This window comes from Laspinema palackyanum D2c (assembly GCF_025370875.1).
Classification (GTDB): Bacteria; Cyanobacteriota; Cyanobacteriia; order Cyanobacteriales; family Laspinemataceae; genus Laspinema; species Laspinema palackyanum.
In genome coordinates, this window is the sequence record NZ_JAMXFD010000001.1 from 38,182 (window position 1) to 52,594 (window position 14,413).

The following is a 14,413-nucleotide window of genomic DNA, read 5'->3' on the forward strand; positions in this document are numbered from 1 at the left end:
ATTGAGCAGAAACTTTGAAAAAAACCCGGTTTCTAACCTTTGCACGAGGGACAAGAAACCGGGTTTTTGCCTGAACTCAATGCAATTGAGCAGAAACTTTGAAAAAAACCCGGTTTCTAACCTTTGCACGAGGGACAAGAAACCGGGTTTTTGCCTGAACTTAAGGCAATTTATCCCAGTTTAAACCGTCGGTGTTTACTAAAGATTAACAATCTGTTGAGCGAACCATTGAGCTGCTGTGCCATTGGTTTCGTGAGTTAAGCGTTCTAGGGTTTTGGATAATAAGGCGATCGGTAATCCCTCAAGGGCTAAGGAAAAGTTCACTTGTTCATACTTGCCATTCTCCTGTAAGCAAAAGGCAATCACCCGTTTTCCTTGAATATCGATCGCCCAATATTCAGGAATTTTTAAAGCAGCATAAAGCTGTTTTTTTTCATCCAGATCCGTTGCCAAGGTTGTATCCGAAACTTCCCCAACTAAATCTGGAACTCGCCAGATATCCAAATTAATCCGCCGTCGTTCACCCGCTTGCCATTGGGGAGAACCGGACCCAATATAGACCAGGCGATCGGGTGCGGCCCCTTGCTGTTGGGGTTTTTCCAAAACACAGCCCCCTAAATCATCCCAAATTTGCCCGCGCGCAGAAAACCAAAGGAAAAATAGCATGGCAAACAGGTTATTGACTCGGGCATGATCAATGCCTTCATTCCCCATATCAATCCACAAATATCCTTGATGATAAAAAGCTCGCCCGCCCTCGAAATCTTCCGCGTCACAATAGGCTAAATAGTCCTCCCAGGTGGCGGGCTGCCATTTGGGGAGATCAGGGTTTAAACGGGATGAACTTAAAGTTGCAGGATTCATGTATATCGGAGGGGTTATCCAGACTTTCTCTTAATTTTACTGCCATAAAAATAGCCCGCAAGGGCGGGCGAAGGTTGGGGTCGTGCCACACCAGAACTGGGAGGTTATCTTACGCCCACTGAGTCACCGGCATTGGGCGCTCTTGTAAAATCTCCTCATACATGAGTTCTAACTGGGAAATATTGCGACTCAAGGTATAGCGATCGAGGACGCGCTGACGGGCTTTTCGACCCAAGTGGGTGATGAATTCCGGCTGATCCTTAAATACCGGGAGGAGGGTTTTGAGCTGAGTGGTCACGCCTTGGGCCGACAACACCACCCCAGCCCCCTCCGCAAGCACTTCTCCATCGGCACCGACATCCGTGGCAATACAAGCCAAACCACAGGCCATTGCTTCTAAAAGGGAGAGGGAAAGTCCTTCCACCAAGGAGGGCAAAATAAACACATCCGCCCCTTGCAAAATTTCAATGCGGCGCTGTTCATCCGCCACATATCCCAACCAGATGACATTGTGTTCTGCCCCTGCATAAGCTTGTAACGAGGGAGCCAAGGGACCATCCCCAACGATCGCCAACTTGCAACTGGGACCGAGATCCGCTTGCTTCCACGCCTTGAGAAGCGCTTCTACATTTTTTTCCATCGCGATCCGACCCTGGTAGACAAACAGGCGATCGGCCTTCAGTTCCTGCTTAATCTGAGAATATCCGGGGGAATACTTCTGGACATCCACCCCATTGGGAATCACCGCCACTTGCCGACTGGGTACTCCGAGTTTGCCCAGTAACTCTCGCTGAAGCTGGGAAAAAACGATGGTTTTATCGTAGTTCGGCAGAAAGGGCGCGTACAGTTGATAGGTCAGATGTTGCAGATGCTGCCGTCCCGATCGCAACGAGCGTTGGTGAGCAAATGGCGGATGAAACGTTGCCACCAAGGGCAAATTTAACTCTTCACAAATCTCCGGCAGGACAAAATCCAGGGGGGACAGGGTAAGGGAAGCATGAACCAAATCCGGTCTGAGGTCCCGTAATGCCTGAGTTAACACCTTCCGCGATTTGGGCGTGGGAATGGTGTAAATGGTGGACTTATAAAGACAAGGTAACGAGACTTCACAGGCAGCAACCGGCCAGCCATTCCCGGCTTTAAGGGCCAGTTCCGACTCCAATTGAGGCAGGTTTTCCGCCTCTTCTACCGCTTCTTGTTGAGCGAAATGGAAAAAGCTGACCTGATGTCCTCGATCTAAAAGCGCATTGGTAACTTCACGAGAGTAAGTAACATTGCCACAGAAAGGGGTTTTCTTTCCAAGCCAAGCGATATGCATTTGGGTCTGGGGATTAACGATTAGTGTTAAAGTTAGCAGCTAATGGTGAGAAAGCCGATCGCCCTAGGGGAATGAACCCGAGACTCTCCCTAACCTTTAGTCCATCCCTAACCGCTTTACTCCGGGCGTGGGTTAGAGGGATGGGGTTCTGTTTCGGAAATATACCAGCTTAGGACGCCTCCGGCTATGGCGATCGCCCCCAAACTTAACAGCACCACTGTTAACCCAAACATGGCTTCCGCCACTCCCGCCAGGGCCAGAGGTAGGGTTAAAGCAATATTAATCGCATTATTCTGTAAGCCAAACACCTTACCCCGCATTTCTTCTGGGGTTTCTGCCTGAATGGTGGTTTGCATGGGCACTCCGACAAAGGAGGCAAATATCCCCAATACGGTAATCAACCCTAATGCCGCCCAAAGTTGGGAACCGAACAGGGAGAGGCCCCCCAAAGACAGGGCCATGCCAATGGAACCAAACAAACTTAAGCGGCGATGGGAAATATGCTGTCCAAAATGGCCCAGGAGGGCGGCACCGGCCCCCATTCCGGCCCCTGCTGCGGCAAGTAAGAACCCAAACTGGTCCGTGCGAAGGTTGGGAATCACCTCAGCGAGGCGGACCGCTAACACCGCTAGGGCCGCAAAGATGGAAAATAAAATAACAAGCTGAATTAGGGCACTCTTGATGCGCTGATGATTGCTCAGATACTGCCACCCATCGCGGATATCTTCAAAAACATGGGGATATTCGGTATCCGGGGGATTGGGTTTTTCTCCAGTTTTCATCATTAATAACAGCAACCCAGCCATGCAGTAACTGCCGCCCACCACCAATTCTTTGCCGATGCCGACCCCATCACCGATATGAGCAAAGGTGCGATCGGCGATCGCCAACAGAGGCTCACCTACTGCAAATCCCACGATGACTGAAGCCATCATCGTGGTGGTATAGAGGGAATTCGCCGGAAGCAACAGCCGTCGTTCTAAAATTAGGGGAATGACCGCTTGTTCTGCCGGGGCAAAAAATTGGGTGAGGGTGGAGACAACAAAAGTCACCATCAGCATTAAAGCGAATCCCAAGGGTAATGTTCCCAAATGGAATCCTTCGGATAAAAGCAACAGCAACGGCAGGGATAAAACGAAGATTCCCCGCACTAAATTCGTGGATACTAATATGCCTTTTTTGGACCAGCGGTCTGTTAAAGCACCGGCGAGGGAACCTAACAGAACTGCGGGAATCGTAAAGGCGACCATAATCGCGGAAACCCAACCGCTAATGCTTTGGCCCTCGGCTTGAAAGCGGCTGGCAACGAGGCCAATCATCAGCACTAAATAGACTTTATCTGCTAACTGAGAGAAGACCTGACCACTCCATAGGACTAGAAAATTGCGGTTTTTTAAGACCGGCATAAACCCACGTTCTGGTTCTGGCGGTGAGGGGGGTTGAACATTTTGTTCCATTGAGCCAGAACCATTTTTAGACAGAGTATGTTCAGATTCTGGCTGTGGCGACGTTCCAGTGGGACGAGGTTTGCCTGGGGAATTAGGCGATCGCCCATTGCTATGACCCGGTTGGCGGTTGTTGCGGTCAATTTCCTCTAGTTTTTCCGCCTGAACCGGACGGCGATATTGGGTTTGATGATGACTTCCTCCTCGTTGGTTTTGATGTTTTTGAGAAGAATTTGAGGGATTCCAGTGGGGAACCTGTGTTTCTAAATTGGAATCAGATAATGGCATTATGGGTAAGGTTAAAATCGGCTATTTTGAATTAATCTCAGGGAGAAATGTTTATGATTTTGTGGGATTAATGGGAAAGTTAAAAACTCGCCCTTGAAGCATGGATATAGGTATCCATTAAGGTAGCAGACCGGATCGATTGACCGTAATGATACTGGGCATAATGCCGTAACAGATGTTCAATCGAGACCCACACTTGATCAACCGATGGCCGCTCACCCATCATGCCTTGTATCTGTAAATTTAGGTGAGTTTCTTGAGGGAGTTCGGCAGCAGTCAGTTGTTGGAGAATCGCTAACTCAACGGCATTTAATTGGCGATCGACCTTTCGGGGGAGAGTCAAAGCCTGAACCGAGGGAGATGAGCGATTACTAGGGTCTGGTTTAGGTCCAGCACCGGAATTTTCAGGACGATTTTCGTTGGCTAAACTCACGGTTCCCCCGGCACTGGTACTAAAGCCAACTCGCCAGTTTAAAGACTGAAAATCGGGAGTCAGAGGGCGTTGAGTCAGGCAACAGGCATGAACTTGGGGAGCAATTCCCCCTAAAGCCAGTAAGTGATAAATCCCCTGGGTAAGTAAGGGAAGAACTTGAGTGGTACTGGGCCGATCGCCTACCATGCTCAACGCCTCAATTCGACTTAAATGTTCACTGAGTAAACTAAATAATTCTTCTTGGGGTTGGTCACTCAGGGCTTGGCAGAGTGCTAATTCCGCCAAATATTGTCCAGCAGTCAGTTTGCCCAAATCTTTGCTCAATCCGGGATAGGATTCGAGGGTTTCAGCTTGGTTGATGCGATCGAGCGATCGCCCCTGAGTGAGCACCAACTCGTTCACCACAAACAATCCTGCTCGTCCCCCTAACTTAGACTTAGGTTTGCGAACTCCCGGTGCCACTGCTCGAATCAAACCACATTCCCGGGTCAAAATTGTTAAAATCCGGTCGGATTCACCCAAGGGGATGCTTTTGAGATTGATACCTGTGGCTTTGTACGTTCGACTCATGGTGTTAGCTTTGTTGTTAGAGGGACCTCAGTTGAGCAGTTGCGATCGGTCATCGGTCCTCGTTTGACTCGGCATCCCCTGGGGAAGTTAAACCCAAAAAATGAGGACCCCAAGAAGTCCCTAAGCGAGTCGCACCGGCAATGATTAAATCAATCGCTTGGTCTACGGTACGAATTCCTCCCGATGCCTTAACTCCCACCTGTCCTCGACCGATTTTCTTCAGCAGTTCCACGTCAGCAACAGTAGCGCCACCGGCAAATCCGGTACAGGTTTTTAAATAGGCAACCCCGGCATCCATGCAAATCTCCGCCGCTACTCGCTTCTCTTCATCACTCAGCAGGTTCGTTTCCAGAATCGCTTTCACGGGTCGATCCGTCTTGTCACAAATCGCCGCAATCTCATCATGGACGTCGTTATTTTTCCCCGCTTTGAGCCAGCCAATATTGATCACCACATCCAGTTCCGTGGCTCCATTGTCTACGGCTTCTTGGGCTTCATACAGCTTGGTCGCTGAGGTGCTGCCTCCGGTAGGAAAGCCAATCACAGTGCAAACTTTGGGACTCTTGCCGTGAAGGTAGTTGGTCGCTTGACGAACGTAAGCGGGATACACGCAAACCGAGGCAAATTTGAATCGGTCTGCTTCTTCACACCACTGCTCTACCTGTTTTGGGGTAGCAGTGGGATTGAGTAGGGAATGATCGATAAGCGGAGCAATATCAATATCTCCCTGATTGGCAGCCATTACGGTTTCTCCCTGCGATGTCTGTAACTATTGTAAACTTTTATCAGAATTTTCATGAAACTTAAACATTTCGAGGCGAGAATCATGATAAATCCGGGTCTCCTCGGCATCGCTGGGGGTTAAAACCCCCAGCTAATAGCTAAAGTCGGTTAAAACCGACTAACAACATCACGGGATAAGACTTTCAGTCGTCTTTAGACGACTTGAGCTGTTAGGGTTTGAGCCCCCCCCGGTTTCTGGTCCCCACCCCAAGCACCGCTGGGGGTTAAAACCCCCAGCTAATAGCTAAAGTCGGTTAAAACCGACTAAAAACACCACGGTATAAGACTTTCAGTCGTCTTTAGACGACTTGAGCTGTTAGGCGGGGGTTTGAACCCCCGCCTCGTGGAGTAGCCCGCGCAGGCGGGCTTCGTCCGTATAGCCCCACCCTTTAGGGTGCGGGTTAAAATTTAACGATTGGTGCGAACATAATTTAAGATGCCCCGGGCGATCGCCTCGGCCATGCGGGTTCGTTGTGCCGCATCGGACAAAATCCGGGCATCGTCTGCACCTGTAACAAATCCGACTTCCACCAACACCGCAGGCATACTGGTATGGCGCAACACATAGAACCGCGCCTGTTTGACTCCCCTGTTGGGCATGGAAGAGAAATCCTGGATCATACTATTTTGAATCGCCTGGGCCAAATTCCGGCCACTGGCATAATAATAAGTCTCTAATCCATTGACTTCTGGACGGGACATACTAATTGCATTGGCATGAATGCTGACAAATAAATTGGCATTCACCCGATTGGCTAATTGGACCCGTGGTGCTAGGTCAATGGTGCGATCGTCCTGCCTGGTCATAATTGCGGTAATTCCCTCTCGTTCCAGAATTTCGGAAACTTGATGGGAGATATCCAGAACTACCTCTTTCTCTTGCAATCCGCCAATGCCGACGGCACCAGGATCGCTACCCCCATGTCCAGCATCGATAACTACAGCAATTCGTCCGGCAGGGATGGGAGGAATGTCTGACTGGAGCTGATTTTCCGGGGATACGGAAGGGGGAGAGTCGGGATTGCTGATGGGAATCACCTGAGCGTTGGGATCCGTGGTGACAATCTCGGTAGTTTCTAACTGGATGGCGAGACGATCGCCGGATTGTTGCTCAACCCCAGAGACTCGCACTCCAGCAGCAGGTTGGACCAAAACCACGACGGTTTCCGGGTCTTCCTGAGTGGGACGGACCCATAACACCGAGGAACCCTGTTCTGGCTGTAAGCGGTTGACATCATTTCCCAGGTGGGAGGAGTATAGGGTCAACCGATAGGCGAGGGTTCTTTGGTCCCATTCGGTGTTGTAATTCAGGGGGCGATCGGCCTTGAGAACGACTTGATTGCCAACCAGTTCGATGCCTTGAATGGTGGCTAACCCTGATGTAGCTTGAGCCGTGACTTGGGGGGGCTTTTCCCCTTCGGGCCAGACCAGGACCTGCCCTTGCTCGCTGACTTGTGCCTGCCACTTTTTATCCGGTTCGGTTAAGGTCAAAATCGCCCGAGTCAAGGGGGGTGCAGTGGATGCTTGCACCAATTGCAGTTGATTGACCCCGAGGCGATCGACATTCCTAACCCGTCGTTCTAGGTCCGGAGAGAGGGTCACCCCCGGGAGGTCTACGTTTACCCAGGTCCCATTACTGCCTTGGTTAAGTTCTACCGTTGGGGTAGCACCATTGGTGTGAAAAATAAAGCCTTCATCTTTAATCTCCACCTCTTGTAAAAAGGTGTTTCCCCCGGTTGCAGCTAGGGGGGAGGGAGAATCCGACCGACCACCAGATGAACCCTGGGCTCCTGAAGATCCGGTGGTGTGGGGGTCTGGTATTTGGACGGTCCATTGGTTGGAGGAATTGCCCTTGACTTCGACTTGTTGGGGGTCGAGGGTATAACCAGCGGCCAATTCCACCACAATTCGGCTGGTTTGATTGTTAAATTGGCCCACGCGAATTTCGCGAATCGTTCCCCCTACCGCCTGAGTCACACTCTGACGCCCTAGGGTTGTACCGGGTAGGTCTATCACTAATCGCGTTGGATTTGACAACAGTTGAGCGGTGGGTTGCACCCCGCCTGTGGTTGTAAACGAGAGTTGGTTGCGATCGGACTCAAACCGCCAAGTTTCTAGTTGAGCCGCTTCCACAGGAGGAGCGGCTAACAGAAATGCACTGATCAGACTTGGCAGTATCCAGTTTTGGAGTTTAGCTTTTCTCAATGGGCTGATTTGACGATAGGGGAAATCGATGGATTGGGTCACTTTCATACTCTGCTTGCCAACTCTACGCATGATTTGAGGCTCCCTCGCTGTCCTTGAAAGCATTGCACCCATAAATGTTTCTTGAGCAGGTTTGCTGCGGGGAGCCGACTTAATTTGTCATGACATTTGTCGCTATCTTAACAAAAGTTAAGAATGTCCGAAGTATAGCATAGGCTGTTACAAACTATGAAAGCCCTGATTTATTTTTTCAGCCCCTGGATTTACCCCTTTTGCAGTTTAACGACCCTCTCGAATATACTGTAAGATTCCTTGGGCGATCGCCTCGGCCATGCGGGTTCGCTCGGTTGGATTGGCCAGCATTCGCGCATCATCGCGCCCTGTAACAAAGCCGGTTTCGACTAAAACTGCGGGCATATTGGTATGGCGCAACACATAAAATCGGGCGCGTCGGACGCCGCGATCGCGCATATTACTAAAAGAACGCAACATACTCCGGTGAATGGTCTGAGCTAACCGCTGCCCGCTACTGAAATAATAAGTCTCTAACCCATTCACATCGGGCCGGGACATACTAATTGCATTGGCATGAATGCTGACAAATAAATTAGCATTGACGCGATTTGCCAACTGGGTTCTGGGGGCTAAATCAATGGTGCGATCGTCTTGGCGTGTCATCACAACGGTTACCCCATTTCGCTCCAAAATTTCCGCGACTTGTCGGGAAATATCTAAGACAACTTCTTTCTCTCGCAATCCGCCAATGCCCACGGCACCAGGGTCTCGGCCTCCATGTCCGGCATCAATCACCACGACTCGGCGGCTGGTTGTTGGCACTCGGGGAGTCGAAGGGGCCGGAGTTGAGGTGGGAGGGGCCGGAGTTTGAGTGGTTGGCGGTGGAACGGCGATCGGCAGACTCCTCTCTCCGACAGCAACGGTTGGAGGGGTCTGGGCGGGGGTTTCGGGAATGCTGTTGGGTTGCAACTGTACCCGAAGTTGATTCCCCGAGGGGTGACTGAGGCCCCCCACCTGAATTCCGGCGGCGGGTTGCACGAGGACGACAACGGTTTCTGGGTCCTCCTCAATGGTCCGCACCCATAACAGGGAGGATTGGGATGGGGTTCTCAATTCCCGAGGGGGTTGGGCCAGTTGGGATGAAAATAGGGTGATTTTATAGGCAAGGGTCTGGATATCCCATTCGGTTTTGTACCCTACGGGGCGATCGCTATTCACGACAACGGAGGTCCCATCATTCGCGAGTTCCACGGACTGAATGGTCGCTAAGGAGGGGAGACTGGAGGAACTGGGGGGGGTCTGTCCTTGGGGCCAAATCACGATTTCCCCTAGGTCGGTGACTTGTGCTTGCCAGTTGCGACGGGTGTCGTTTAAGTTCAACAAGACTCGGGATAAGAGGGGGGAATCGGAGACTTGAATCGCTTCTAAGCGGTTGACGCCGAGGCGATCGACTCTCCTCACCCGTTCGGTGATTTGTGGGGAGAGTTTCACCCCGGGAAGGTCCAGGGTCACCCAGGTGCGATCGGTACTCCATCGCAGGTCAATTTCAGGAGTGGGTCCCGAGGTTCTTAAAATAAACCCTTCATCCAGGACCTCTATGCCTTGGAGGAGGGTGCTGTTGACGGTAACCGCTGGAGGCGGGGGGACCGGGGTTTGAGTGGGTGAAATGGCGACTTCCGGTTGTGGAGTGGGGAGTTGCACGGTCCACTGACTCGGAGAACTGCCTCGAAATTGGACTTGATCCGGGTTGAGGGTATAGCCTGGGGCGAGTTCTACCACAATTCGACTGGTTTGGCGTTCAAACTGTCCCACTCGAATTTCCCGAATGGTTCCCCCGACCCGTTCTCGCACCGTAGTCTGGCCTAATGTGGTCCCGGGTAGGTCGATAATTAACCGGGTGGGATTAGACAGCAGTTGTGCCTTGGGTTGCACGTTTCCGGTGGTTCTAAAGTTGAGTTGGTTGCGATCGCGCTCAAACCGCCAGGAGTCTAATCTGGCAGCGACGGCAGGGGATGCGGCAAAAATCGAGGCGGCGATCGCTAAAACCACTAGCATAAACCGCAATTTTCCGGTTCTGCTCGAACGGTTTGGACTCGAAATCAAATCTAATCGTTGGGTCACCTTAGTAATCTCTAGCAAACGACTGTACGCAGGTTTCTGATGCCCCCAGTCGCCTCCCGGGAAAGAATCAATTTTGTAACTTTTTGAATCTTTAGCTGGGTAGGCAGTTGGTATAGAATGCAGTGGATATCCCCGATGTTTCCGAAACTGATGCCTTAGAAACGAGAGGATTCCTTTTTAGGCTCTTTTAGCTAGGAAAATTGATTTTAGGGAGAATAAATCAGTCACATTGTTACAAAAGTTTAAAAAACAAATACTCTGTACAATCTTCTATTTTGCGGGTATCAGGGTTAATAAATAAGGCTAAAAACCCAAATCATGGTTCCAATTATTAGACCCAAAATTGAGGGAAAAACACGGGCTATTAAAAATTTACCCAACAATTTTAAGTGCAATTACAGAGCAATTTTGGATAATGGGATCCATAAAATACCGGCAAAACAGAATAGTTTAGGACTGTACGATTGTGGAAAACCCTGATCAGGATTAGAAAATAGATGGGTTAAAAATAGACCGATCGCTGTTGAAAGCGCGGATCACCGGGGTGTTCCATGATACTCAATCAGTTTGGGTGCGATCGGCTTCTGCCTTCGAGGGTTAAAAAATTTAAAATCCTACAAGACGGCGGTGTAAAATACCGAAAATTCTTCCACAAAAGAACACAAGAGAATCATTTCTTTTTTATATTAGGGAAGAATAACCCCTGAAAGTTTACCCGGAGAAAGAACCCATGAGTCATCACCCAGTTCAGGTAGCCCTCGCAATCCTGCATCAAGAGGGTCAGTTTCTCTTGCAACTGCGAGACAATATACCCGGTATCGTTTATCCAGGATATTGGGGTTTATTTGGAGGACATCTCGAACCCGGAGAACTCCCTCTCGAAACCTTGCGGCGAGAATTACAGGAAGAAATTACTTATGAAGCCAAACAAGTATCCGAGTTCGGTTGTTTTGAAACCCCAGAAGTCGTCCGTCATGTCTTTAATGTTCCCTTGACTGTGGATATTGGGGAGTTAGTGCTTCATGAAGGATGGGATATGGGATTTTGGACCCCGGAGGATATTCGTCGCGGGAGTCGCTATTCGGAAAAAGCCGGTGAAGTCCGTCCTCTCGGAGAACCTCATCAACAAATATTTTTAAAGTTTATGGCGGAGGGATTATTGTAAGCGTATGCGGGTCAGTTAAACTAGATTGACCCCTTGATTATTGATTCCGAGAAACATGAGCGATCGCCCGACAACCACCGTAATTCTAGCCATGAGTGCCGATGGCAAAATCTCCGACTCCCTGCGATCGCCCCTCCTCTTCGGGTCTCCCGCCGATAAAAACCATTTAGAACAACAAGTCGCCGCCGCCGATGCCGTCATCACCGGTGCCGGAACCTTCCGCGTCAAAGACACCGCCATGAGAGTCGTGAATCCGGACCGAATTAGCCAGCGCGAACAAGCCGGAAAACCCCCCCAACCCGTGCAAATCGTCGCCTCTGCCACCGGCAACCTCCCGCGCCACATCCCCCTATTCCAACAACCCGTTCCCCGCTGGTTACTCACCACCCGCGCCGGTGCCGAACCCTGGTACAACGATTCCGGCTTCGATAAAATTCTAGTCAGCGAAACCCCCTCCGGTAGCGTAGACTGGCACGATGCCTTCCAACAAATCGCCACCCTAGGCATTAAAAAATTAGCCATCCTCGGAGGAGGAAACCTAGTCGCCTCCCTACTCGCAGAGGACCTAATCGATGAACTTTGGCTCACCCTCTGCCCCCTCCTCATCGGTGGCACCAACGCACCCACCCCCGTAGACGGCAGCGGATTTACCACACAAACCGCACCCCGCCTAGAACTCTTAGAGGTCAAAACCATCGACGCAGAGGTATTCTTACACTACCGCCTGCGCAGACAATCAGAACCGGCGGGGGATAAATCCCCCGCCTAACAGCTCAAGTCGGTTGAAACCGACTGAAAGTCTTATGGGATAGTGCTTTTAGTCGGTTTTTAACCGACTTGAGCTATGAGCCGGGGGATTTATCCCCCGGCGGTTGTTGCTCCCACAGCATCCCAAGAATCGATTACCCTAGGAAAGTGAACGCTCTACCCTCAACGGTTGGTAATGGTGGAACAGCTCAAGCCTCAAATTTCTGTTGCCTGGATCGACAACATCGCCGAAGTCCCCCAGACGGCGTGGGATGCTCTCGCCATCCCCCTGCAAACCCCCTTTTTTGAATGGAACTGGTTGCACAATATGGAAGCCTCCGGCAGTGCAACCGCCAAAACGGGATGGTTGCCGAATCATTTAACCCTGTGGCGACATGGAGAACTGATTGGTGCCGCGCCGATGTATCTGAAAGGACATTCGCGGGGAGAATTCGTCTTTGATCACCAATGGGCAGATTTAGCCTATCGCCTCGGTGTGGAATATTATCCCAAACTGTTGGGGATGAGTCCAGTGACGCCGGTAACGGGATATCGGTTTTTGATTGCACCGGGAGAAGATGAGGAAGAAATTACCAGGATGATGATTCATGCGATCGATGAATTTTGCAGTCGCCACAATATTTCCTCCTGTAATTTCCTCTATGTCGATCCAGACTGGCGATCGCTGATGGAACGACTCGGTTATACTCCCTGGCTGCATCACAGTTATATTTGGCAGAATACCGGATTTAATACCTTTGATGATTACTTAGCCGTCTTCAATGCCAATCAGCGCCGCAACATCAAACGGGAACGCAAAGCCGTCGCTACAGCAGGGATTGAAGTTAAGGCATTACATGGGGATGATATCCCGCATACCTTGTTACTGCGGATGTATCAATTTTATAGTGACCATTGCGATCGCTTTGGTTGGTGGGGGAGCAAATATTTAACCAAGCAATTTTTTGAGCAACTGTATCACAACTTTCGCGATCGCGTCTTATTAATTGCTGCCTATCCCGAAGGAAACGATATTCGCCATCCCATCGCTATGTCCTTTTGCCTCACCAAAGGGGAACAACTTTATGGACGATATTGGGGATGTAATTACGATATTGACTCCCTCCATTTCGAGGCTTGCTATTACAAACCCATCGAATGGGGAATCGAACATGGCATTCAATCCTTCGACCCCGGTGCCGGAGGACAACACAAAAAACGCCGAGGGTTTCCAGCAACCCCCAATCACAGTTTACATCGATTTTACAATCAGCGCTTGGGTCAAATTCTGCGCCCTTATCTGAAAGAAGTCAATGTGATGGAAGCCCAGCAAATTGATGCCATTAATGAGGGGTTACCGTTCAAGGAAACCCTGCCAGAGTTGAAGATGTAAGATGGAGTCGCTCGGTTTAAACCGGGCGCTCTCTCTAGGAAAAGTCGTTTTTACTGCTGCTTTAATTTTTGGACTTCCTCAAGGCTCAAGCCAGTGGTTTGCGCGATCGCCTCTTCATCTAATAAGTTCAGCAACCCTTTGGCAATTTCTCGCTCCCTGTTATTCACTGCTTTTAAAATCGCGTTTCGCTGGTCGTGGATAAAAATTTCTCGCTGTTCTAATTCCTCTAATTCTTCCCGGTTAAGATTGGCTTGATTGGCGATCTCAAAGGCTTGTTCAATTTCTGGGACGGCGCTCATTGTTTCTGGCACGGTTTGTAAATTCCGGCCACTTTTCATAAAATAGAGCCACTTATCCGTGAGAGTCTCTAACTGTTCCAGTTCTTTCGTGAATTTGGGTAACTCCACAAAGACTAATTCTAAATCATAACTCAAATAATCTACCAGATAATCTTTCTCTTTCAAAACAAAGTGGGAAATTACTTTATCAAAGTCTGCAAACATTTGAAAATCGACAATAGTCAAGGCAATCACGGGATTTAATAAATTGTAATCTTCTCCTACATCCAGTTGAATGGAATAAGATTTAGCGGCGTTATAGAGGATCCGCTTTTCAAAGCCCGCTACATTCAGCACTTGCATTTCGACGATCGCTGTTTTGTTGCCGGTAATTTTTGCTTTAATATCTAGGTAAGTTTCTTTGACCCCTCGGATGCGGGGAGCCAAATATGGGTTCAGGATTTCTAAATCTTCTATAATGGGCTGGCCTTCATAGAGCATTGCATTTAAAAAACTGATTAAAATATCTTTGCTCTGTTCAGACCCAAATATTTTTTTAAAGGCGATATCGGTTTTGGGATTAATAAATCTCATCGAGTTGCCTCCTGAATTAGCCTATGATTTTACCCATATTATGGAAACACTAGAAAAAGCGATCGCTATCCTAATTATACTCAAAAAATCACCAACTGTAGGGGCGATTCGCTTTCTCGCCCCTACAGTTGGTGAAAACCCACCTAAAAACGTTGCACCATAAGGCTTTCAGTCGGTTTCAACCGACTTTAGCT

12 protein-coding genes are annotated in these 14,413 nt (G+C 49.6%); 4 read left to right on the forward strand and 8 right to left on the reverse strand.

All coding sequences use genetic code 11. From position 1 onward, the window contains the following. Nucleotides 1-198: 198 nt before the first annotated feature. The 7 genes from NG795_RS00185 to NG795_RS00215 all read right to left on the reverse strand — a co-directional run bounded on the left by NG795_RS00185 (nt 199) and on the right by NG795_RS00215 (nt 9,976). Entirely contained in the window at nt 199-864 is a 666-nt protein-coding gene (locus tag NG795_RS00185; protein ID WP_367286655.1) for a Uma2 family endonuclease, read from the reverse strand. A 109-nt stretch (nt 865-973) separates the two neighbouring features. Beyond that, complete coding sequence (locus NG795_RS00190) at nt 974-2,182, reverse strand: glycosyltransferase family 4 protein (protein ID WP_367286656.1); 1,209 nt, start codon at nt 2,180-2,182, stop codon at nt 974-976. A gap of 116 nt (nt 2,183-2,298) precedes the next feature. Further along, nucleotides 2,299-3,915 (reverse strand): MFS transporter, encoded by a 1,617-nt coding sequence (locus tag NG795_RS00195; protein ID WP_367286657.1) that lies wholly within the window; start codon nt 3,913-3,915, stop codon nt 2,299-2,301. A 79-nt stretch (nt 3,916-3,994) separates the two neighbouring features. Continuing rightward, nucleotides 3,995-4,918 (reverse strand): DNA repair protein RecO, encoded by a 924-nt coding sequence (recO, locus tag NG795_RS00200; RefSeq protein WP_367286658.1) that lies wholly within the window; start codon nt 4,916-4,918, stop codon nt 3,995-3,997. 49 nt (nt 4,919-4,967) lie between these two features. Continuing rightward, complete coding sequence (gene deoC, locus NG795_RS00205; protein ID WP_367286659.1) at nt 4,968-5,660, reverse strand: deoxyribose-phosphate aldolase; 693 nt, start codon at nt 5,658-5,660, stop codon at nt 4,968-4,970. 449 nt (nt 5,661-6,109) lie between these two features. Beyond that, nucleotides 6,110-7,978, reverse strand: a complete 1,869-nt coding sequence (locus NG795_RS00210) for an N-acetylmuramoyl-L-alanine amidase (RefSeq protein WP_367286660.1) — start codon at nt 7,976-7,978, stop codon at nt 6,110-6,112. Between the two features lie 207 nt (nt 7,979-8,185). Next, nucleotides 8,186-9,976: an N-acetylmuramoyl-L-alanine amidase gene (locus NG795_RS00215; protein WP_367286661.1), complete on the reverse strand. Its 1,791-nt coding sequence runs from the start codon at nt 9,974-9,976 to the stop codon at nt 8,186-8,188. Nucleotides 9,977-10,772: 796 nt separating this feature from the next. On the opposite strand from NG795_RS00215, the gene NG795_RS00220 reads away from it, so the two are divergent. From NG795_RS00220 to NG795_RS00230, 3 genes are all read left to right on the forward strand, one after another. After that, the gene (locus NG795_RS00220) at nt 10,773-11,207 is read left to right on the forward strand and encodes an NUDIX hydrolase (protein WP_367286662.1); all 435 of its coding nucleotides are present in this window, start codon (nt 10,773-10,775) and stop codon (nt 11,205-11,207) included. 40 nt (nt 11,208-11,247) lie between these two features. Then, nucleotides 11,248-11,976, forward strand: coding sequence for a RibD family protein (locus NG795_RS00225; protein ID WP_436836013.1), 729 nt, complete (start codon nt 11,248-11,250; stop codon nt 11,974-11,976). 174 nt (nt 11,977-12,150) lie between these two features. Then, nucleotides 12,151-13,347, forward strand: a complete 1,197-nt coding sequence (locus NG795_RS00230) for a GNAT family N-acetyltransferase (protein WP_367286663.1) — start codon at nt 12,151-12,153, stop codon at nt 13,345-13,347. 50 nt (nt 13,348-13,397) lie between these two features. Here the strand turns inward: NG795_RS00230 and NG795_RS00235 are convergent, their stop codons facing one another. After that, nucleotides 13,398-14,219: an Rpn family recombination-promoting nuclease/putative transposase gene (locus tag NG795_RS00235; protein ID WP_367286664.1), complete on the reverse strand. Its 822-nt coding sequence runs from the start codon at nt 14,217-14,219 to the stop codon at nt 13,398-13,400. Between the two features lie 40 nt (nt 14,220-14,259). Between NG795_RS00235 and NG795_RS00240 the strand changes: the two genes are divergently transcribed. Next, nucleotides 14,260-14,382: a hypothetical protein gene (locus tag NG795_RS00240; protein WP_367286665.1), complete on the forward strand. Its 123-nt coding sequence runs from the start codon at nt 14,260-14,262 to the stop codon at nt 14,380-14,382. Nucleotides 14,383-14,413: the final 31 nt, after the last annotated feature.